The organism is Xenorhabdus sp. PB30.3 (assembly GCF_963895965.1).
In the GTDB taxonomy this organism is placed as follows: Bacteria; Pseudomonadota; Gammaproteobacteria; order Enterobacterales; family Enterobacteriaceae; genus Xenorhabdus; species Xenorhabdus stockiae.
On the sequence record NZ_CAWQMW010000118.1, the window covers coordinates 11,657 to 31,761 of the forward strand.

General features: G+C 43.4%; 24 protein-coding genes. 20 read left to right on the plus strand and 4 right to left on the minus strand.

The window, feature by feature from the left end; all coding sequences use genetic code 11:
- The first annotated feature begins 190 nt into the window (after positions 1 to 190).
- The 11 genes from AACX38_RS08415 to AACX38_RS08465 all read left to right on the plus strand — a co-directional run bounded on the left by AACX38_RS08415 (position 191) and on the right by AACX38_RS08465 (position 6,724).
- The gene (locus tag AACX38_RS08415) at positions 191 to 520 is read left to right on the plus strand and encodes a phage holin, lambda family (RefSeq protein ID WP_169926698.1); all 330 of its coding nucleotides are present in this window, start codon (positions 191 to 193) and stop codon (positions 518 to 520) included.
- Positions 517 to 951: a lysozyme gene (locus AACX38_RS08420; protein ID WP_228863988.1), complete on the plus strand. Its 435-nt coding sequence runs from the start codon at positions 517 to 519 to the stop codon at positions 949 to 951. Before AACX38_RS08415 ends, AACX38_RS08420 begins: the two co-directional genes overlap by 4 nt.
- Positions 948 to 1,538, plus strand: coding sequence for a hypothetical protein (locus AACX38_RS08425; RefSeq protein ID WP_228863989.1), 591 nt, complete (start codon positions 948 to 950; stop codon positions 1,536 to 1,538). The genes AACX38_RS08420 and AACX38_RS08425 overlap by 4 nt, the downstream gene beginning before the upstream one ends.
- A gap of 38 nt (positions 1,539 to 1,576) precedes the next feature.
- Positions 1,577 to 1,900 carry an IS630 transposase-related protein gene (locus AACX38_RS08430; protein ID WP_228860387.1) on the plus strand — a complete coding sequence of 108 codons (324 nt, stop codon included), beginning with the start codon at positions 1,577 to 1,579 and terminating at the stop codon, positions 1,898 to 1,900.
- 31 nt (positions 1,901 to 1,931) lie between these two features.
- On the plus strand, positions 1,932 to 2,408 hold the full coding sequence (locus AACX38_RS08435) for an IS630 family transposase (protein ID WP_228864020.1): 477 nt from the start codon (positions 1,932 to 1,934) through the stop codon (positions 2,406 to 2,408).
- A gap of 102 nt (positions 2,409 to 2,510) precedes the next feature.
- Positions 2,511 to 3,326, plus strand: coding sequence for a phage baseplate protein (locus AACX38_RS08440; RefSeq protein WP_228863990.1), 816 nt, complete (start codon positions 2,511 to 2,513; stop codon positions 3,324 to 3,326).
- The gene (locus AACX38_RS08445; protein WP_228863991.1) at positions 3,323 to 3,661 is read left to right on the plus strand and encodes a phage baseplate plug family protein; all 339 of its coding nucleotides are present in this window, start codon (positions 3,323 to 3,325) and stop codon (positions 3,659 to 3,661) included. Before AACX38_RS08440 ends, AACX38_RS08445 begins: the two co-directional genes overlap by 4 nt.
- Positions 3,636 to 4,529, plus strand: a complete 894-nt coding sequence (locus AACX38_RS08450; protein WP_228863992.1) for a phage protein — start codon at positions 3,636 to 3,638, stop codon at positions 4,527 to 4,529. The genes AACX38_RS08445 and AACX38_RS08450 overlap by 26 nt, the downstream gene beginning before the upstream one ends.
- The gene (locus tag AACX38_RS08455) at positions 4,507 to 5,172 is read left to right on the plus strand and encodes a Gp138 family membrane-puncturing spike protein (RefSeq protein ID WP_228863993.1); all 666 of its coding nucleotides are present in this window, start codon (positions 4,507 to 4,509) and stop codon (positions 5,170 to 5,172) included. Before AACX38_RS08450 ends, AACX38_RS08455 begins: the two co-directional genes overlap by 23 nt.
- Entirely contained in the window at positions 5,169 to 5,429 is a 261-nt protein-coding gene (locus AACX38_RS08460) for a hypothetical protein (protein ID WP_228863994.1), read from the plus strand. The genes AACX38_RS08455 and AACX38_RS08460 overlap by 4 nt, the downstream gene beginning before the upstream one ends.
- Before the next feature lie 485 nt (positions 5,430 to 5,914).
- The gene (locus AACX38_RS08465; RefSeq protein ID WP_228863995.1) at positions 5,915 to 6,724 is read left to right on the plus strand and encodes an alpha/beta fold hydrolase; all 810 of its coding nucleotides are present in this window, start codon (positions 5,915 to 5,917) and stop codon (positions 6,722 to 6,724) included.
- Positions 6,725 to 6,739: 15 nt separating this feature from the next.
- Here AACX38_RS08465 and AACX38_RS08470 read toward each other — a convergent pair whose 3' ends face one another.
- A complete protein-coding gene (locus AACX38_RS08470) occupies positions 6,740 to 7,318 on the minus strand; it encodes a recombinase family protein (protein ID WP_099124242.1) in 579 nt (192 codons plus the stop codon).
- A gap of 312 nt (positions 7,319 to 7,630) precedes the next feature.
- On the opposite strand from AACX38_RS08470, the gene AACX38_RS08475 reads away from it, so the two are divergent.
- The 7 genes from AACX38_RS08475 to flhA all read left to right on the plus strand — a co-directional run bounded on the left by AACX38_RS08475 (position 7,631) and on the right by flhA (position 17,297).
- Positions 7,631 to 9,028 carry an alanine/glycine:cation symporter family protein gene (locus AACX38_RS08475; RefSeq protein WP_228863996.1) on the plus strand — a complete coding sequence of 466 codons (1,398 nt, stop codon included), beginning with the start codon at positions 7,631 to 7,633 and terminating at the stop codon, positions 9,026 to 9,028.
- Between the two features lie 145 nt (positions 9,029 to 9,173).
- Positions 9,174 to 10,343 (plus strand): KamA family radical SAM protein, encoded by a 1,170-nt coding sequence (locus tag AACX38_RS08480; RefSeq protein WP_228863997.1) that lies wholly within the window; start codon positions 9,174 to 9,176, stop codon positions 10,341 to 10,343.
- Positions 10,344 to 10,492: 149 nt separating this feature from the next.
- Positions 10,493 to 11,854 carry an ATP-grasp domain-containing protein gene (locus AACX38_RS08485; RefSeq protein ID WP_228863998.1) on the plus strand — a complete coding sequence of 454 codons (1,362 nt, stop codon included), beginning with the start codon at positions 10,493 to 10,495 and terminating at the stop codon, positions 11,852 to 11,854.
- Positions 11,855 to 11,866: 12 nt separating this feature from the next.
- On the plus strand, positions 11,867 to 12,580 hold the full coding sequence (locus tag AACX38_RS08490; RefSeq protein ID WP_228863999.1) for a 2OG-Fe dioxygenase family protein: 714 nt from the start codon (positions 11,867 to 11,869) through the stop codon (positions 12,578 to 12,580).
- Positions 12,581 to 12,597: 17 nt separating this feature from the next.
- Positions 12,598 to 13,824 (plus strand): MFS transporter, encoded by a 1,227-nt coding sequence (locus tag AACX38_RS08495; protein WP_228864000.1) that lies wholly within the window; start codon positions 12,598 to 12,600, stop codon positions 13,822 to 13,824.
- A 226-nt stretch (positions 13,825 to 14,050) separates the two neighbouring features.
- Positions 14,051 to 15,202 carry a flagellar biosynthesis protein FlhB gene (gene flhB, locus AACX38_RS08500; protein ID WP_228864001.1) on the plus strand — a complete coding sequence of 384 codons (1,152 nt, stop codon included), beginning with the start codon at positions 14,051 to 14,053 and terminating at the stop codon, positions 15,200 to 15,202.
- A gap of 109 nt (positions 15,203 to 15,311) precedes the next feature.
- Entirely contained in the window at positions 15,312 to 17,297 is a 1,986-nt protein-coding gene (gene flhA / locus AACX38_RS08505; RefSeq protein WP_370630627.1) for a flagellar biosynthesis protein FlhA, read from the plus strand.
- 57 nt (positions 17,298 to 17,354) lie between these two features.
- Here the strand turns inward: flhA and AACX38_RS08510 are convergent, their stop codons facing one another.
- Positions 17,355 to 17,657, minus strand: a complete 303-nt coding sequence (locus AACX38_RS08510) for a hypothetical protein (RefSeq protein WP_228864002.1) — start codon at positions 17,655 to 17,657, stop codon at positions 17,355 to 17,357.
- A gap of 154 nt (positions 17,658 to 17,811) precedes the next feature.
- Between AACX38_RS08510 and AACX38_RS08515 the strand changes: the two genes are divergently transcribed.
- Positions 17,812 to 18,387 (plus strand): DUF4291 domain-containing protein, encoded by a 576-nt coding sequence (locus tag AACX38_RS08515; RefSeq protein WP_228864003.1) that lies wholly within the window; start codon positions 17,812 to 17,814, stop codon positions 18,385 to 18,387.
- A gap of 49 nt (positions 18,388 to 18,436) precedes the next feature.
- Entirely contained in the window at positions 18,437 to 18,919 is a 483-nt protein-coding gene (locus AACX38_RS08520; RefSeq protein WP_228864004.1) for a DUF3592 domain-containing protein, read from the plus strand.
- 66 nt (positions 18,920 to 18,985) lie between these two features.
- Here the strand turns inward: AACX38_RS08520 and AACX38_RS08525 are convergent, their stop codons facing one another.
- Both AACX38_RS08525 and AACX38_RS08530 read right to left on the minus strand, forming a co-directional pair.
- Positions 18,986 to 19,840, minus strand: coding sequence for an SPFH domain-containing protein (locus tag AACX38_RS08525; protein ID WP_228864005.1), 855 nt, complete (start codon positions 19,838 to 19,840; stop codon positions 18,986 to 18,988).
- Entirely contained in the window at positions 19,837 to 20,028 is a 192-nt protein-coding gene (locus AACX38_RS08530) for a hypothetical protein (protein ID WP_099124252.1), read from the minus strand. Before AACX38_RS08530 ends, AACX38_RS08525 begins: the two co-directional genes overlap by 4 nt.
- Between the last annotated feature and the right edge of the window lie 77 nt (positions 20,029 to 20,105).

Consider the following 20,105-nt stretch of genomic DNA (forward strand, 5'->3'; position numbering starts at 1 on the left):
TTAACGATAGCAAAGAAGGATATGCGCTGCCAGTCGCTTAACTGGCCTTTTCTATTTTTGCCACCGCAATCACTCCTATAACCTCAGTATCTCCTATTGCGGCTGGCAACCTATTCACTACAACTCACAGGGGCGACCTATAGACTCACCCCACGGACGCCCATTGTTCTGATGGGGTGGAAATATGCGTATGACTGAAAAAGATACGGAGTTCTGGGCGCATGTCTGGGACTGGTTAATTATCAATGCTCCTTTTTTGGGTGGAATGTTTCTGGCGGCATCGACTGCCTTTGCCCGGGAGAAAAGGGATGGCTCAGGCTGGAAAGCCTCACTAGTCGAAGCCTTTATCTGTGCAGCAATCAGTGTCGGGATTATTAACGCGCTGGAATATGCACAACTCCCACTGAGTCTGGCTCAGTTCTTCGGTGTCCTGATTGGCTTTTTGGGGACCAAGAAGATTGGCTCCATTCTTGATGCGGTCTTTACTTTCTTCAAAAACAAGTTCGGGGTACACAGATGAAAATCAGCGAAAACGGATTGAGCTTCATCAAGCAATATGAAGGCCTGAAACTAAAAGCCTACCCTGACCCCGCAACAGGCGGTATTCCGTGGACAATCGGCTACGGTCACACAAAAGATGTCAAGCCGGGGCAAGTTATCACCGAACAGCAGGCCGAAGCATTCCTGCATGATGACCTTCAGCCTATTTACATCACCCTTGAATCCGCCGTGAAGGTATCACTGACTCAGGGACAGTTTGATGCCTTGTGCTCGTTCATCTTCAATTGCGGTGCGGGTAACTTTGCTCGCTCTACCTTGCTGAAGAAGCTCAATACCGGCGACTACCAAGGTGCAGCCGATGAGTTCCTGAGATGGAATAAAGCTGCAGGTAAGGTGATGAGTGGTCTGACTAAGCGTAGGGCATCTGAGCGCCAGATGTTTTTATCATGAAGCTCACCACCCGCTATGCGGGTGGTTCTGATTTCAGCCTCCCGAACGTGGAGCGGGTCAAATCAATTAATGTAATAGGTGATAAAATGAGCTTTTTCAAAAATAACAAAGGAAAATTTATGACTGTTACCTACAAAGACATGCACGAGAAGATGCTCAGTATTCAGAACGAAATTCAAAAGCGTGATAATTTCCTGAGAAAAATAGCACAAAAGCTGGTTAAAGCGTATGAAGATTCATTGCAGTTAGAAAGTCATCACTGGACTGATATTGAAGGTCGGGATCGCCCCTACGTTTTAATCGGTGATATTGAAGAAGGTGATTTCACTAAAAAGCACATCAATGATATTGAAGTTAACGGTAATACAATGAAGCTTGTTATTGCAACTGTGGTTGATGATACCCCGCGAGGCGGTGATACAGCAGGGTGTGAGGTTGAAATTTCGACGGATAAATACGCAGAAGAAATTAATATCAAGTTTCAAACCAAAAAGGGTCAGCAAGCGGTAGTTATTCGCGGTGACGACTGGCGAGAAGCCCGTGACATCCTGAAAGATGCTACATATAGCAGAATCATATTAATATGACATAATAGCTGGATTCATATGACAAAGGATAAAGTGAGATGGGCTATAGTCTGGATTTTCGAAAGCGAGTACTGGCATATAAAGACAAGCATTCGTTGACCTTCGAACAAACGTGTACCCATTTTGAGATTTCTATGCGGACCTTATTTCGGTGGAGTCACAAAATAGAACCCTGTGTGACACGTAATAAGCCGCCCACGAAAATCAGTGATGAAGCGCTTCTCACTGATGTCAAAAATTACCCCGATGACTATCAATGGGAAAGGGCAAAACGCTTGGGTGTCGCGCAGTCTGCTATCCATTACGCCTTGAAACGGCTGAAAATAACGGTCAAAAAAAACGCTAAGACACCCCAACGCTGACGCTCAGGCTCGTCAAGCGTTTGTCGAACGCATCGGCCACTACGAACAGGCGATGAAACCGATTGTTTATCTGGATGAAAGCGGTTTTTCGCAGTCTATGCCCCGCACACACGGTTATTCGGCGAAAGGGTTACGCTGCTTCGGCACACACGATTGGCAGGCCAAAGATCGCATTAATGTCATTGGCGCGATCCTCAAAAAGACCTTCGTGACCTTAAGCTTATTTTCTGGAAACATTAATGCGGATGTCTTTCATGCCTGGATGACACAAGATTTGCTGCCTAAGCTCCCAAGCGGAGCCGTGATTGTGATGGATAATGCCCCCTTCCATAAACGGCATGACACAATAAAAGCGATAGCAGACCACGGTTGCCTGTTGGAATGGTTACCTCCTTACAGTCCGGATTTGAACCCCATCGAACCGAAATGGGCTGAAGTCAAAGCGGTAAGAAGACGAGAAAGGTGTTCAATTGATGAATTGTTTATGACGCATGTAAGATATGTCTAATTATTTTGATTTGGCTATATATGGATATATCACGTTACGACAGATTCTGAATTAACTGATGATAGACGGGTCGCATAGGCGGCCTTTTTTATTGGGGGTCATATGGACTTTCTCAGCGGTTTTAACACCACAACAGCCTCAGTGGTGACGCGCTCTATTGGTAAATTTCTCTTTGACAATGTGATCATAGAAAATCATCGCTCCAGCCTGCGTATTACGGAGAACCCGATTGAATCAGGGGCGGCCATTGCTGACCATATTATTCTGGAACCCAAAGAAATCACGGTTGCCGGGATTATGGTCGGTTATCAGCCCCCACAGTACTTCAACGCGATAATGGGCGGTAATTTTCCCGCTGCACTGAACAGATACCCGCTCCCTGTCGAAATCAGGGCTATGACCAAACAGACGGAAGCGATGGTGAACCGGTATATGTCGATGGGGTCAGCCATGCTGGATCAGGTCGGTTATAACCGTCCCGTAGCGCCGTGGCTGCCTAATTATCATGGGCGCGCTAATGACCGCTCGCGGACACTGGACAGGATAGGCAAGGCTTATAATGACCTGCTTAACCTCCAGAAGAAAGGCGAGCCAGTTACCGTCATGACCGGCCTGAAACAGTATAAAAATATGATGATTGCCAGTATCAGCATTACCCAGATGTATGATGGTTCGGCAGAATTTAATCTGACATTGCGTGAAATCTTTATTGTGGAGACGCAGACGGCAAAAGGATTGCAGCCAAAACTGAAAGGTAAGGCCGTGGCGAAAAAGAAGAATATGGGGAAAACGCAGCCGGAAAAAGCAATAACATCAGGAGATAACTCTTCCGTTTTATACGGTGGTAATGAATTTTTGGGGGATCCTGCCGGGAAGGCGAAGAGATTTATCAAGAATCTATTAGGAGTAGGCAAATGATATACGACATATCCGTTTCAACCGAAGAGATTCAGGAGCAATCTTTTACCCTGTTCGATATGAATCTGCGGCTCACTTTATATTTCAATCCCATCTCCAGCGGTTGGCAATTCGATTTGCTGGACACGAACACGGATGAGTTCGTTGCTCAACTGTACGGACTGACGGTCAACAGCCCGGCCTTGCTGACTAAAAATCTCCCGTTCGTTATCTTGCTGAGTGATAGTACCGGATTGGGGATTAATTCTGTTCAGCGTGAGGAGTTAGGGAACCGGCTTAAGCTCTATTTTGTCGATAAGGAAACGTGGCATGAGGCAATTCGGACGACAAGTTAAATTGATTATTGGTAACACCAAAGAATCCATTGAAATTACTAACCTGAGAATCACGTTCGAGATATCCAAAACCATTACCAGTGAGCCCAATCCTGCCACTATTCGTGTTTATAACCTCAATCCGTCACACCGCAATCTCATCACCAGTAAAACCTATAACCGTGTCAGTCTGGCTGTCGGTTACGAGGAGTTACGTGTGATCTATATGGGTGACATTATTGAGGCTATAACGCTGCGGGATGGGCTGGATTTTATTATCCAGTTAACGTGCGGGGATGGCTACGAGGCGTACACCGGGGCACTGGTGAATAAGACACTGGCAGCAGGGGCGACAGACAGCAGTATTTTAGCGGAAGCGACTAAAGCGATGCGTACGGGTAATGGTGTAATTGATCTCTCTAAAGACCGGGCGCTCCCGCGAGGCAAAGTATTAACCGGCAATGCCCGCGATATCATGCATAAAGTCGCCCGTAACAATGGCGCGGACTGGTCTGTGCAGGATGGCAATATGACCGTACTCCCTAAAGGTAAGGTACTGGCTGATAATGAAGGTTTTGTACTCTCTCAGGAGTCCGGCATGATTGACAGCCCGGAGAAAACGGATGACGGGTTATCGGTTAATTGTTTGCTTAATCCGGTGATGCGTATTGGTGGTCTGGTTCGGGTTCAGTCGATAATCCCTGAATATAACGGCGATTATAAAATCACGGAGCTTGAGCACTCCGGAGACTTAATGGGCGATCACTGGGCGACAAAAATCACCTGTATCGGCGGTCAGTATCAGAAAGTAGAGAAGAAGAAGGACAGCAAGAAAAAAGAAGGGAAGAAAAAAGAGGAGAAGAAAAATGCAAAATCCAACACTGCTTGATGTGCTGGACAGAAAAGCCGAAAACGAACGCCTTGATATCCACACTGCTTTACCTGCCAGAGTTGTCTCTTTTAATGGTCATACCGCCACTGTCGAACTGATGATCACCCAGTTATTGAGTAATGGTTCAGTGATTGAATTACCACCACTGGTAGATGTCCCTGTCCAGTTCCCCCGTGCGGGCGGATTCTGCTTCACGGTTCCGGTGAAAGCCGGTGACGAAGGACTGGCGATATTTTCTGAGCGCTGCATTGATGGTTGGTATGCGACCGGCAATAAATCCGTACCACTGGATGCCCGGCTTCATGACTATTCTGATGCGTCCTTCGTTCCGGGTATTTGCAGTCAGCCTAAAAAAATCCCGGCTTTCTTTCATGATGGTGCCTCCATGCAGACCGATGATGGTTCGACGTTCATTCGGATGGTGCAGGGGAAAATCACCATTCAGGGCGATATCGAGCACCTCGGACACAGTAAGCAGATAGGCAACCATCAACAGGCCGGAAACTGGAATCAGACCAGCGGAAACAGCGAGTCAAACGGCATTATCCGTGCGGCGAAGGTGATTGGCGGCGGTGTAGATCTTGAAAACCATACGCACCCTGATTCACACGGTGGTAATACCGGGAGGCCTAATCAATGAGAATGCGACGACTGGATGATAATCACGACTGGACATTTGGTAACGGGCGCAGTGATTACGCCACAAAATCTGAGGCCATTGCGCAATCGGTAAAGACACGACTTTTGTCACTATTCAATGACTGGTTTCTTAACCCTGAGCATGGGGTGCCGTGGTTCGATTATCTGCGTAAAAACCCAAATATGATGGCAATGGAAGCTGAATTGAAAGAAACCGTCCTGAATACCTTTGGTGTGCAGGAAATTAACGGACTCTAGCCTTAGACTACCCCTATAGTACAGGACGGGGTTGCCTTCGGCGCTGTATTGTCTGTGGGGAAAAACAGCCCAATTATGGATTTCAAGGTGCGAATTTCAACCAATCTCGCTTTGAGATAATAACCAGAGTGGGTGCCAACAAAAACAAACTATAATGTTAATCAAATGAGAAAATTATCATCATTAAAAGTGACAGCAATTTTTGCTATTAGCGCTTTGCTATCTGCGTGCGCTGATAGCAATTACACAATGTTCCCAGATACGATGCCTGAATGGTGGTACAGCCAGCATCATAGTGTCTATACAGGACCTGGCTGGAACGCAAAAGAAATAAACAAAATGATAGAGTTAAAGAATCAGCAAATTCATTAAATCTGATGGTATGCGCATACCCAATATGCTGGATTTTGGAATAGGTCACAGTGTTATCTGGTTGATTTAGTGTATAAAACAACACCATTTAAATCTAGGCGGGGTAATGGACAGTGCATACGATCGAAAAAACGATCCATTTGGCAGATTCATTTGTTTCTTATCGTAAAGACTTTAGTGAAAATCAGGAAAATTCCCAGAATCCAGTAATGCTTCTGCATGGTACAAATAGCGATGGAAATAGTAGTTTTGGAAAGATAAAAACTCCATTTAATCGTGACCGGACAGTTATTATCCCTGACTATGCGGGCTGTGGTAATTCCAGTTTGCCATCCGGTGAGCTGACGATTGAACACCTTGCAGAGCAAGTAGTCTCAGTTATCGATGATAGTAGCGATGAACCTGTGGATTTAGTGGGGTTCTCTTTGGGGGCAGTGGTTGCTGCGGTTGTTGCCGCGACTCATCCACAATTAGTGAATCGGCTGGTATTGACTGCTCCGTGGGCAACCAATGACGATCCCTATTTTAGGTTGATGTTCACAACCTGGTTAAAACTTGAAAATAGTGATCAGGTTTTAGCAGCTGCCTTTGGCTTATCCCATGTTCTTAGCCCGGAATTTATTTCATCGCTGGGGCAGGATACTCTCAATCAAATCTGTGCCAGGCCCTCAGAAAAAGAGACGGGCAAACGCATAGCTCTGGGGTTATCAGTAAATATCGAAGATCACCTGACCCGGATAAATAAAGACACATTAATTATCGGCTTAAGTCACGATACGCTTATCCCGCCTTATCTGGTACGAGAAGTTCATCAGTCTGTGAAAAACAGCCAGTACAGGGAAGTGAAGAGTGGTCATGCTGTACCGCTGGAAAACCCAACAGAATGGGTGAGCGTTATCAACGATTTTTTACAGTGCCGCTAGCCAGAGCCGTAGTTTTTACTCTGAAAGGGTTGACGTAGAGGCTAAATTCACGGGTAAATATTTATAAATGGTTGACAGTGATACATCATAAATAATGGATAGTTGCTTTCGGGTATGGCCTTTATGCAGTAATCTGGCGGCCTGTTGCCGATCTTCTTCGGTAAATCTGACAGGTCGTCCGCCGATCCTTCCTTGTTCCCGGGCCGCAGCCAAGCCTGCATTTGTTCTTTCGACGATTAACTCACGTTCCATTTCTGCCAGTGCACTCATCACATGGAAGAAAAAACGCCCCATAGCGGTACTGGTATCAATACTATCCGTCAGACTTTGGAAATGAATTCCCTGTTCATTCAGTTCTGAAATTAATGTCACCAGATTTTTTACACTGCGTCCCAGACGATCCAGCTTCCAGACAACCAGCGTATCGCCAGATTTCAGATGCTTCAATGCACGTTTTAATCCCGGACGATTGGCGGTTCTTCCACTGATTTTATCTTCAAAAATCATTTCACAGTGGATATTGGCTAATGCATTTCTTTGTAAATCACTATTCTGGTCACTTGTTGATACCCTGATATAACCAATTTTTGCCACGGATCACCCTTAATTATGTAATGAACTATTCATAAGGAAATAATACCGATTTTTGCATTATAAAAACCTAAAATTTACCAAATTACGTGATAAAAATTCACAAAATAGTGCTTTGTCCTTGATTTTGTTATAGCGCAGGGCAGTATTAAATAAAATCATTAACATGCCGCCTGACTCGGTGATCATACTCACAGTATTAAGTTTTATTAACAAGAGTTAGCAATTAGTTCTCGATTATTTTCTCAAAATGCTCTTTATTTAGTTGAAACAATTTTGTTGCTAACTTGTTATTTATAATTCCGAGGGTTGTATATGGAGCTGATCACACAATGGTTAGGTGCAATAAACGGGGTTGTATGGGGAGTACCAATGTTGATTGGTCTTCTGGGCATTGGTATTTTCATGCAAATCCGCCTGTCTTTCCTGCCTATCCGTAAATTAGGAACAGGTTTCAAATTACTTTTTCAAAAAAACAAACAACGTGGTGAAGGACAGATTTCACCTTTTAATGCATTAATGACCGCATTATCCGCAACAATAGGTACAGGAAACATTGCCGGGGTAGCGACCGCCATTGTCATGGGTGGGCCCGGAGCACTGTTCTGGATGTGGATGACGGCATTGGTAGGAATGGCGACTAAATATTCTGAAGCTGTGCTGGCGGTACGTTACCGTGAAACAGACAAAAACGGTAACTACGTGGGCGGCCCCATGTACTACATCAAAAACGGATTAGGAAAAAAATGGGTCTGGCTGGGAACGTTATTTGCCTTATTTGGCAGCATGGCCGGTTTTGGTATTGGTAATACAGTACAGGCCAACTCGGTTGCTGAAGTACTACACAGTAGCTTTGGTATTGATAAAGCCATTACTGCCGTTGCACTGGTTCTTCTGGTTGGTGCGGTACTGATTGGTGGCATTAAGCGTATCTCTGATGTTGCAGGTAAGCTGGTGCCTGTGATGACCGTCGGTTACTTGGCGATCGGGATTATCGTTCTGGGGCTTAACGTGACCGCTATTCCGGAAGCAATCGCCTTGATCATTAAGTCTGCGTTTACTCCTGTTGCGGCTCAGGGTGGATTTGCCGGTGCAGCAGTCTGGGCTGCAATCCGCTTTGGTATTGCCCGTGGTGTATTCTCTAACGAAGCCGGTATGGGAAGTGCGCCTATCGCTCACGCAGCAGCAAAAACTCAAAACCCTATCCGACAGGGCTTAATCGCCATGTTGGGTACTTTTATCGATACCATTGTAGTTTGCTCCATTACCGGGCTGACAATTGTTATTACCGGCGGCTGGCTGACAGGAGAAACCGGCGCAACACTAACAGCAAGTTCTTTCTCAGCAGTGATTCCGGGAGGGCACTATCTTGTTGCGATTGCTCTGGCTATCTTTGCTTTCACAACCATCTTAGGCTGGAGTTTCTACGGTGAAAAATGTATCCAGTACTTATTTGGAACGAAAGCCATTACACCTTTTCGTATTGTCTGGATCATTGCCCTGCCAATTGGCGCGACTCAGTCACTAAGCTTAGTTTGGCTATTAGCAGATACACTCAATGCAATGATGGCTATCCCTAACTTAATTGCGATTGCCCTGTTAAGCCCGGTGGTATACCGTTTGACCAAAGATCATATCCATGATGTGAATGCGGACAGCCTTGAAATTAAGGCAAACAGCATTGAAATTAAAACGGCAATGAAAACAGATTAATAATTATTAAATAAAAGCTATAAATTGAAATGGCTCCTATATCTCCAGCTGAGTGTTATCAGGCCTAACGCACAGATTGAGATATGGGAGTATGCTATTTATGAGAGGTGCATAATTAATATAATAATGAAAATTAGAGGCAATAATGAACTATAGTCATGTCGTACCTCATTCTCAGCAAATTTTGACTACTTCAACTGAAAACTGGATTGACTGGCGCTGGCAGCAAAAAAATGCCATCCGTGATGAAGAAGCTTTACGTTTAGCCTGTGGCGGATGGAGCGAAGAAATAACCCAGCGTATTCAACATAATCTACATGGGCAAAAGATGCAGATTACCCCTTATTATCTGCGTCGTATTTTAGCTACCAGCCAATCTGACGATATCACCGCAAGCCCGCTCTGGCGGCAAGTTGTTCCGTTCTGGAGTGAAGAAAAGCTGAATGGTTATGATGGGGAATCAGAAAACTGGGAACTGAATCATGAAATGAAAACCCCTATTTGCCAGCATAAATATGACAATCGAGTCATTTTGCGCATGGTGAATGCCTGTAATTCCTACTGTCAGTTCTGTTTTGAAGCTCTGCGAACATTGAAAGTTGATTCAGAAAAATCCAATGCAGGTCGTAATTCCTTCCAGCAATCCATCGAATACATCAAGAATACGCCTTCAATCGAAGAAGTTATCCTGAGCGGCGGTGATCCCCTTATGCTGACGGATAACAAATTAGCTGAATCCCTCGCAGCTATCAGAGAAATCAGGGATGATCTGTTAATTCGTATTCATTCCCGTGCTCTCACTTTTAATCCTTACCGTATTACCGATAATCTGTTAGAAGCTCTGGAAAAATATCGGGTTAATGCCTTTGGTGTGCATATTTGTCATCCACTGGAAATCAGTGAGGAATTCCAGTCTGCGGTGCGTCGCATCCAACAAGTTGTGCCGATTGTTTTTTCCAATATGCCTTTTTTACGTGGAATTAATGATAGTGAAGAAACACTGCATAAGTTATTTATAGCGCTTTATCGTATCGGTGTGAAACCTTACTACCTTTATCACTTTATGCCTTTCTCGCCGGGATCGTCTGAATATAAAGCTTCAATCAATGATGGCATCGCCATAATGAAAAGGCTCAAACGGCGGGTTTCTAATATTGCTTTGCCGGAATATGTTCTGCCACATATGAAAGGGAAATTTACCGTCCCGCTATTTACTCATCCTGATGAAATGCCTCGTTTTGAAATCAGTGGTGATAAATCTTATTACCGCTTTATCAATTGGAAAGATGAGCAATGTGAATGGTTAGATAATTAATTCCATTTGTTGTTTTATTATCGATTGATTGAATAAATCTAAAAATAACTTTATACCCGATAGATTTCAGGGCGCTGACGGCTGAAAGTCAGTCATCCAGCTATCTGAAATACTAAGGGTATATAGACTATGCATTTTAAGGATACCAAATGAAACCAAATGCAATCCTATTTGTTGATATTGATGAAGCGGATGTAACACGTTATTACTACCGGGAACCTCACTTTGCAGAAGCAAAAAAGATGGGAATCTCTTGCCTGACGGTAGCGCATAAAGGCCGTCAGAATACAGAACGGCTTTTTGTTGACAGTGATGAAGTTTTTTTCCTGGCATCATTATCGGCTGAATCCTTGCTGGAGTTTGTTATTAGCTTGCAACAAACTTATAACTTGTGCGCAATTCTATGTTACGCGGGACAGGCTTCTGCCTATGGGCAGTTGGGCTGTATTATTGCTGAAATTTGCCAAAAAATCGGGATACCTCACACGTCTTCTGGTTCTATTGCTGCCTGTAACAACAAATTCCTTATGCGTCAGGCATTACAAAAGCACGGAATTAGATCAATAAATTATGCATTGTGTAATAGTGAAGAGGAATTATATAAGCAGGCAGAAATCATTGGTTATCCGGTTATAGCAAAACCACCTTTTGGCGCAGGTTCAGTTTTTATTAAGAAATGCAATAACTGGTCTGAATTACAATCTCATTACCAATTATTTAAAATACAGTATAAATCTACCGCTTCAATTCAGTTTCTGGGAATGACTGAGACCTATTTTACCGCTGAGGGTATATCACTCCTCAATCAGCCCGGACAAAGTATGCTGCTGGAAGAATATATTGAGGGTATTGAAGGTACAGTTGAGTGTGTAATGACTCAGGATGAAACTTATCCGATATTAATAAATGAAAAACTGATTTTGACTGAAAAAAATAATACGATATTAGAGAATCTGCTTATTTCTCCGCCTGTTTCATTTACCGAAAAAGAACAGGAACAAATCAGAGATTATGCCATTGCCTGCATACAAGCTGTCGGATTGAACTATTCTATTGCTCATCTTGAATTCCGCATGACGGCAGATGGCCCGATAGTTATTGAAATTAATCCGCGGCTTGGTGGTTTATTTGTAAGTACCGCATTTCGTGATGTTGCAGGATTAAATCCTTACCAGCTTTATCTTTCTATTCTTTTGCATGAGAAAGATATTGATGCTCAGATTAAACAAGGCCAAAAACAGGCGATGACAGGCAAACAGCATTACTCCATGTTAGCTATTTATCCGGAAAATAGTGGTTATTTTCATGGAATAGAAAATATTGAGTATATCAAAAACAAAGCGTGTGTCATCGAATGCCGGACTCAGCCGGCTGGTTGTTATATTGATGCGGAAACAGAAGAACATTACCTGATAAGGTGCTGGGCAAAAGTTGATGATGCTTTCCATGCCTATGCATTACACGATGAAATAATACAGCATGTAAAACCCATTATTACTCCAATTTTATAAGGGCTGTCACTCATGCGAATTGCAGAAATTTCGGCACAATTAATGGATGAGCATTATTGCCATATTCCTCATTTTGATGAACTGATTTCATATTATGAAGAAGATGCCAGAACATTTAAAAATTATTGGAATAATTTAGCGTTGGATCAGAATTTCAAAAGCTATACGCATAGGGAAAGGCGAATTCTGCGCTACCATTATTATCCCGGTATGGAAAATTCTTTGCAACTTAACCGAGATAGTGAATATCGTTCATCAGTAATCTATGACGTTGAATATACAAAAGGAGCTAACCAGCTTAGTTATGTGGAAGAAGGGTTTATTAACCATCCTATTATGCAACATATTCTTTCAACGAATATTGCTATCTTAGGCAAACGATTAGTAAAAGGTTATCGCTATTCAATTGATATTCACCAATTCCGGGTCAAAGCCTTGTCAGGTAAAGAGAGCCCGACGACTTCGGGTATTCATCAGGACGGGCAGGAGTGGATTTTTATGCATTTTATTCAGGGCAATAATATTGCTCCTGTGATTTCTGAGGTTCATGTAAGTAGCGATGAAGCCCCGCCTTTACTGCAAACAGCGATGACTAAGTTTCTGGAAACGCTCGCAATAGATGACAAACAACTTTATCATCGGGCAAGCAATGTTCGGCAAATATCTCCTACCTCTGAGGCATTTCGGGATTTATTGTTGGTCACCTTCCGGCAGTCTCCTGAATAATAAGAGAGCTAATAATAATGTTAAGTCAGGAAAATAGTTTGAATGTGCGTGGATCTGGCCGTAATGCGTTATTTATCGTGAGTGCGAGGTTTGTCTCTGATTTTGGCGCATTTCTGAATATGGTGGCGTTATCCACCTACGTTTACCTGCTGAGTAACAGTGTCATGCACGTCAGTATTTTTCTGGCTTGTCGTGTTGCTGGTGGGGTTATTGCCAGTTTAATTGGAACCCCTTTTTTCCGGCGATATGCAGGGCGATGGCCGCTCGTTTGTTTCGATTTCTTGCGGGTTTTATTGCTGTGCTTGTTACTGATAATTCCGGTTTCACAGCAATTATTGATCTTACCGGCGATTGCTTTTGGAATTGGGCTGGGTAACTCAATGTTTGCCATCGGGTTAAACAGTCAGCTTCCACATTGGGTATGTGCTTCACAACGTATATCAACGAATTCCTGGCTGACTTCCGTTGCGGCCACCGGCGCAGTACTTGGCAGCCTGATATCCGGTTTACTGGTTGCCGGCAGTGGTTACGAAATGGTTTTTATTGTCAACATCATTACCTATCTGGTGGCGGCAATATTGATTATGCCACTGCGTTTTCTCACCAAACCTGAGTCACAGGGAACACGGGCCTTAGGGAACGAATGGCGAGAATTACGTCTTGGGTTACGTGGAGCACCGATACTGGCCGGAATGTTATTTCTCAGTCTGGCGGATACACTGGGCAGTGCTGCCCATAACGTCGGTTTTCCTATCATTTCCAAGCTCCTGAATCCGGATAATGCCAGTACGGTAATGGGCCTGTTATTGGCGACATGGGCGGTGGGAAAATTCAGTGGTGCGCGTTTAGCCAGTTATTTGCTACGTAGTCGCAACTTATTGAAAATGGAAAAACTGTTTTTTCTCGGTGTTGCATTGATGTCAACGGGCTTTATCCTGACTTTCCAGCAAACCGACCAGCTTTGGTTACTGTTATTTGCAGTCTGGGCAGGTATTGGGGATGGTATTGCAGAAGTGAGTTTAATTTCCCGGGCACAAAGTGAGCCGGAAAGCCTGCGATTGCCCATTTTCAGTCTTCTGACCTTACTGCAAATGACAGGTTTTGGGATAGGAATGCTATTGGTCGCACCGTTCTACGTCTGGCTGCCACCTTCCAGTGTCATTATCATATTCCACGGTTTGCCACTGGCCGTACTAGTTATTATTTTGATATGGGCACGGCGTTTTACCGTCAGTAAGGTGTGAGTTTCATCTATCTGCCACCTTCGAAATTCTTACCTTATTGGCTGCACTGAATACTTTTAATTCATGGGGCGTATAATGCCCCAAATATCCCCGCAAATTCCGCAGTGTTCCCGCCATTGAATTTCGTCGCTTTTGTCATGCTTAGCAATATTTTATTTGCCCTTTGCTGAAGCTTGTTAAGGGCAAATTTCCTGCATGCAATAACGAATGCTTACCAAGGAAAGCTGTGGCTGAAGATAGCGATCTCGAAAAAACCGAAGAACCCACGCCCCATAAACGGGAAAAAGCTCGAAAAGAGGGGCAGATAGCGCGTTCGAAGGAACTCACTTCTATCCTGATGTTAGCGGGAGGTGTCAGTTTGCTCTGGATGAGCGGACAATCACTCACCCACGAACTTTCATTGATGGTATTCGAAGGATTTAATTTTGACCATAACATGGTCAGTAATGATAAACAGATGGTGCAACAGGTTGGTCGCTTGTTGAAACAGGCTGTCTGGGCAGTATTACCTGTGTTTACCGGATTGGTTTTGATTGCCCTGAGCGCACCAACGTTAATGGGCGGGCTGATATTCAGTTCGAAATCCATCAAATTTGATCTGACTAAACTGAATCCGATTGCTGGTCTGAAGAAGATCTTCTCCATGAATGCGTTGGCAGAGTTGTTCAAGGCAATTCTGAAAGCGTCATTGGTAGGAGGAGGGGCCGCACTATTTATCTGGGCAAACTGGCCTGCCATGCTGAACCTGACAACTCAGCCACCGCTGGTGGCGTTGAGTGATGCCATGATGATGCTGATTTTTGCAGGCTACATTGTCCTGTTTATGCTGATACCAATGGTGGCGTTTGACGTGCTTTATCAGATCCGCAGCCACCTGAAAAAACTGAGAATGACCCGTCAGGAGATCAAGGATGAATTTAAGGAGCAGGAAGGGGATCCACATGTAAAGGCGCGGATTCGCCAACAGCAGCGTGCGGCTGCACGTAAGCGCATGATGGCGGATGTGCCGAAAGCGGATGTCATTGTCACGAACCCGACTCACTACGCAGTAGCTTTACGGTATGACAGTAACAAAATGGGCGCACCTAAAGTACTGGCGAAAGGGGCTGGGCTTATTGCTTTGCGTATCAAAGAGATTGGTGCGGAGAATCGAATTCCGTTATTGGAAGCGCCTCCATTAGCAAGGGCGTTATTCCGTCATGCTGAAGTGGGGGGCTTTATTCCGGCAGCACTTTATGCTGCCGTTGCTGAAGTGCTTGCCTGGGTTTACCAATTGAAACGTTGGAAACGGGAAGGTGGCCTGAAACCAAAAACACCTGAAAATCTGCCAGTGCCGCCAGCACTGGATTTTGCTGGAGAAAATAATCGTCATGGCTAATCTGGCCTCATTATTACGTTTATCAGGGAATCGTTTACCGGGGAATATGAAAGGTTCCGAGTGGCAAATGCTTGCGGGGCCTGTACTGATCCTCATGATCCTGTCGATGATGGTACTACCGTTACCACCATTCCTGCTCGATCTCCTGTTCACATTCAACATTGCACTTTCCATCATGGTTTTGCTGGTAGCGATGTTTACGCGTCGGACACTGGATTTTGCTGCTTTTCCGACAATCCTGCTGTTTTCGACTTTATTGCGTCTGTCACTGAACGTCGCTTCTACACGTATCATTCTGATGGAAGGACATACCGGATCAGCGGCGGCAGGGCAGGTGGTAGAAGCTTTCGGCCATTTTCTTGTCGGTGGTAACTTTGCCATTGGTATTGTTGTGTTCGTCATTCTTATCCTGATTAACTTTATGGTAATCACCAAAGGTGCGGGGCGTATCGCCGAAGTCGGTGCGCGCTTTGTACTTGATGGAATGCCCGGCAAACAGATGGCGATTGATGCTGATTTGAATGCCGGATTGATTGGTGAAGATGAAGCGAAAAAACGCCGCGCAGAAGTGACACAAGAAGCTGATTTCTACGGTTCAATGGATGGTGCGAGTAAATTCGTGCGCGGAGATGCCATTGCCGGATTAATGATTCTGGTGATCAATATCATCGGTGGCTTAATTGTTGGTGTTGCCCAGCACAATATGAGCCTGGGTGATGCTGCGGAAGCCTATACGTTGCTGACCATTGGTGACGGTCTGGTTGCCCAGTTACCGGCGTTGATCATCTCTACCGCTGCGGGTGTTATCGTTACTCGCGTAGCGACTGACGAAGATGTTGGTCAGCAGATGGTGACTCAGCTTTTCAACAATCCTAAAGTTTTAATGTTGAGTGCTGGTGTATTAGGTTTACTTGGTTTAGTTCCGGGAATGCCTAACTTTGTTTTCCTGTTGTTCACTGCTGCATTAGCGGGAGTCGGTTACTTCCTGTTGCGTAAGGACAAAGATCCGCTTACGGCACAACATGAAGAGATGAAAGCGGTGGAAGAGCAACAGCAAACCGCTGAAGCTTCATGGTCTGATGTCCAGTTGGAAGACCCACTGGGAATGGAAGTCGGTTACCGTTTGATCCCGATGGTGGATTTTCGTCAGAATGGCGAGTTGCTTGGTCGTATCAGCGGTATCCGTAAAAAATTCGCACAGGAAGTGGGTTATTTACCGCCTGTTGTCCATATCCGTGACAATCTTGAACTTGCTCCTGCAAGCTATCGCATCATGATGAAAGGGGTAGAAATTGGTCGTGGTGAAGCCCATCCGGGACGTTGGCTGGCAATTAATCCGGGCGGAGCAGTCGGTGATTTACAGGGTGACCTGACGAAAGATCCTGCTTTCGGTCTACCTGCTGTCTGGATTGATGACAGTTTAAGGGAACAGGCTCAGGTACAGGGTTATACCGTGGTAGCGGCAAGTACGGTTGTGGCGACACATCTTAACCATTTATTGTCTCAGCACTCCAGTGAGCTGTTCGGCAGACATGAAGCACAGCAACTGTTCGAACGAGTGAGTCAGGAAATGCCGAAACTGACAGAAAACTTTATCCCTGATGTTGTCAGCCTGACGACCTTACATAAGGTTCTGCAAAACCTGTTGGCGGAACAAGTACCAATCCGTGATATGCGAACCGTTATTGAAACGCTGGCGGAACATGCACCGGTACAGACTGACCCTTACGAACTGACAGCTGCCATCCGAATTGCACTGGGTAGAGCAATTGCTCAGCAATGGTTCCCGGGCGTGGATGAAATTAAAGTGATTGGTCTGGATGCAAACCTTGAGCGTATTCTGCTTCAGGCATTACAGGGCGGTGGCGGACTGGAGCCGGGACTGGCTGAAAGTCTGGAGCGTCAGGCGGCAGAAGCACTGGAGCGTCAGGAAATGCTGGGAGCACCACCGGTACTGTTGGTCAACCATGCGCTGCGCCCATTACTGTCACGTTTCCTGCGTCGTATACTGCCTCGATTGGTTGTACTTTCTAATCTTGAAATTACCGATAATCGCCAGATAAGAATGACGGCGACAATTGGTGGTGCTAGGTAGTATTAGTAGTTGGAATAATAAGGTGATCACCCCAATGATCACCTTATTATAAAATCATTAATCTTCAGGCCCTTTCCATTCTAACTTATTTCTCATTTCATCCGGCACTAACTCAAATAACATTTTGATTCTTTTTTTATGATAATTATAGTTAGAGCACACCCTATCTGCATTTTCTAAATAATATCTGGCTTGACTATTTAAAAAATAAATATCGTGCTCACAAATTTCTGTCTCTTTTAGAGAAGAAACAATATCATGCAATAATTCCGCCTCTTGATAGCAGGATTTATCTCGCCCTTTGCGAATAAAACCGTGTGTTTGCACATTTCTGATATGGGGAAGTGCAAATCTCAACATGTCAATATATATCAATACGATTCATGATGTGATCCTAAACATAAAATTACCTTTCCTTAAAAAGAGGCCTGTTGTACAGTTACACAAATTTAATAGATATTTTTATAAATTACTAGTTACCATTGATTTATTTAAAAGTAAAAATAGAGATCATATGTTTTCATATAAAGATAATCCGATTCGAGCATTTTACACCGAACAATATATTCGGGTATATCAGGCATTTTCAGATTCAATTGCCGACAGCGCTATACAAAATAATACTTTCGTTTCTCCTCCTTTTAGTATGACACGCATGACATGGATCAAACCCTCATTCTTATGGATGATGTACCGATCCGGCTGGGGGATGAAAGACGATGGTCAAAAACGCATTTTAGCCATTGATATTACCCATGAAGGATTCCGGGAAATTATCCAGCAAGGTGTTATTAGCCACTATCATTCTGAATTCTCTGATTCAAGGGATGTCTGGAAAAAGAAAGTACAACACAGTGATGTTGTTATTCAGTGGGATCCGGAACGGGATATATCATTGAACAAATTAGAGCAGAGAACAATCCAAATCGGGTTGCGAAATCAGGCTGTTGAAAACTATGTTAGTCATTGGATTAGTAATATCACGGATATCACCGACACAGTACATCACATCCATGAGTTGGTAAAAAATAATCAGTTGAATTTAGCCAAAAACTTATTACCGGAAGAAAGAGTTTATATTGGGAAATAAAGATAAATTTCCCCACAAAAGGTGGGATCATAAGGAATAGAATATATCTATGGAAACTAAATATAAAATTCTTTTAGGATTAGTGGCATTTGTTGGAGTTTTATTTCTTTTTGGTGCATTTCATTCTGCTAAATCGACAGTGGTGCTTACGTTGGATGGGGTGAAAACAACCGGAGTTGTAACAAAATTAGAGTTACATATCTCAAATTCAAATAAGTCTAAAAGAAAAAAAGAGAGCAAATATTATCATCCGGTTATTAACTTTACAACCGAAGACGGTAAAGAAGTTCAATTTACCTCCTCTTCCGGAAGTAATCCAGCTAGTTATAACATTGGTGAAAAATTAGAGATTATCTATTTGAAAGATAACCCTGCTAATGCTCAATTAAATAATTTTTCTAGTCTTTATGGTATTACTCTTATTTTTTCACTCTTTGGGTTTTTATTTTCTCTAATAGGCTTTTTCCCTCTGTTTAGAGCAAGAAAAAGCAAAACAGTAAAACTATCGAAAAGAAGTAAGATCGTATCTTAATGTAGTAAAAAAATTAATAAATACATAAAGTTCAAAAGGCGCTTAAAGCGCCTTCCTTTTTATTGATTATTTCTTTTTCTCTACCTGAAGGAATGGCATAGGAGCACCGCTGCCTAAATATTGAGGCATTACGCCATCCCATTTATTTACGGCTTCCAGTTGCAAAACTTCTGGATTTTTACGGAGAGCTTCACCGCGCAATGCGATGGCATCAGCTTCAGCCAGAGCTTTTAACCTGATGGACTCCGCCTGGCCGCGAGCTTCTTCAATCATTTTATCGGCTTCTGCCTTAGAGCGCTCAACCTCATTTTTACGCATTTGCGCTTCCTGGACTGCTCTGTTTTTCTTATTGATTGCATCAATCACTTCATTTGGATAATCCATTTTACCAAGCCAGCTGACTTTCTGGATCTCAATACCTACAGGCTCCAATTGTTTACGCAAGTCAGTTGTTACTGACTCCAGTAATTGAGTTTTTCCACCGGAAGATAATTTATCAATATCCATTTTTGAGCCATGATTGATTAAAGAGTCAGCAATTAATTGGCGAATATTGCTATCTGTAATTTCTTTAACGCCAGCTCGATAAGTCTTAAATACTTCAACGACTTTGTCTTCTATTACGCGATATTCTATGCCAACAGATGCGCTGACAGACATAGAATCAGAGGTTTGAAACAAAAATGGATCTTGATATTGGTGTAATTGCTTAAACAGAGGGAACAAATAAACTTCCTCGTTCCAACTTAGCCAATATTTTCCTGTACCTAACTTTTCGTTTTGTACTCCCTTATCTGAACCATATAAATCGACTTTGATCCCTACATTTCCGGCAGGTACTTTTGCTCGCTCACAGCCAACCAATCCTACTGCAATAAGTGAAACTAATATTGTTTTAATAATTCCTTTTCTAATACTCATTTATTTTTACTCCATTTTATTAGTTTTTTGATGGTGAAATAAAGGATTGCAGGCACCACAAATAAAATAATGATAATTGCTATAACTACAGATAAATCACTTTTAGCTGAAAATAGTGTTGGAGCGACACCAAAGACTAAAAATAAAGATAATAATAGACTTGTAGTTATTAATAGATATTGCTTCATATTAATCTTCTCCATGATTAAGCGGCTATATTTTTATACTTTTTTATCCATAAGTAAATGGAAATGTTAAATCCAGT

Coding starts and splice junctions, on each gene's coding strand:
- AACX38_RS08515 (WP_228864003.1), top strand. CDS start 17,812: ATGTTTTCATATAAAGATAATCCGATTCGAGCATTTTACACCGAACAA.
- AACX38_RS08475 (WP_228863996.1), top strand. CDS start 7,631: ATGGAGCTGATCACACAATGGTTAGGTGCAATAAACGGGGTTGTATGG.
- flhA (WP_370630627.1), top strand. CDS start 15,312: ATGGTACTACCGTTACCACCATTCCTGCTCGATCTCCTGTTCACATTC.
- AACX38_RS08440 (WP_228863990.1), top strand. CDS start 2,511: ATGGACTTTCTCAGCGGTTTTAACACCACAACAGCCTCAGTGGTGACG.
- AACX38_RS08460 (WP_228863994.1), top strand. CDS start 5,169: ATGAGAATGCGACGACTGGATGATAATCACGACTGGACATTTGGTAAC.
- AACX38_RS08510 (WP_228864002.1), bottom strand. CDS start 17,657: ATGTTGAGATTTGCACTTCCCCATATCAGAAATGTGCAAACACACGGT.
- AACX38_RS08420 (WP_228863988.1), top strand. CDS start 517: ATGAAAATCAGCGAAAACGGATTGAGCTTCATCAAGCAATATGAAGGC.
- AACX38_RS08430 (WP_228860387.1), top strand. CDS start 1,577: ATGGGCTATAGTCTGGATTTTCGAAAGCGAGTACTGGCATATAAAGAC.
- AACX38_RS08480 (WP_228863997.1), top strand. CDS start 9,174: ATGAACTATAGTCATGTCGTACCTCATTCTCAGCAAATTTTGACTACT.
- AACX38_RS08490 (WP_228863999.1), top strand. CDS start 11,867: ATGCGAATTGCAGAAATTTCGGCACAATTAATGGATGAGCATTATTGC.
- AACX38_RS08530 (WP_099124252.1), bottom strand. CDS start 20,028: ATGAAGCAATATCTATTAATAACTACAAGTCTATTATTATCTTTATTT.
- AACX38_RS08485 (WP_228863998.1), top strand. CDS start 10,493: ATGAAACCAAATGCAATCCTATTTGTTGATATTGATGAAGCGGATGTA.
- AACX38_RS08425 (WP_228863989.1), top strand. CDS start 948: ATGAAGCTCACCACCCGCTATGCGGGTGGTTCTGATTTCAGCCTCCCG.
- AACX38_RS08520 (WP_228864004.1), top strand. CDS start 18,437: ATGGAAACTAAATATAAAATTCTTTTAGGATTAGTGGCATTTGTTGGA.
- AACX38_RS08525 (WP_228864005.1), bottom strand. CDS start 19,840: ATGAGTATTAGAAAAGGAATTATTAAAACAATATTAGTTTCACTTATT.
- AACX38_RS08495 (WP_228864000.1), top strand. CDS start 12,598: ATGTTAAGTCAGGAAAATAGTTTGAATGTGCGTGGATCTGGCCGTAAT.
- AACX38_RS08450 (WP_228863992.1), top strand. CDS start 3,636: ATGAGGCAATTCGGACGACAAGTTAAATTGATTATTGGTAACACCAAA.
- AACX38_RS08445 (WP_228863991.1), top strand. CDS start 3,323: ATGATATACGACATATCCGTTTCAACCGAAGAGATTCAGGAGCAATCT.
- AACX38_RS08455 (WP_228863993.1), top strand. CDS start 4,507: ATGCAAAATCCAACACTGCTTGATGTGCTGGACAGAAAAGCCGAAAAC.
- AACX38_RS08415 (WP_169926698.1), top strand. CDS start 191: ATGACTGAAAAAGATACGGAGTTCTGGGCGCATGTCTGGGACTGGTTA.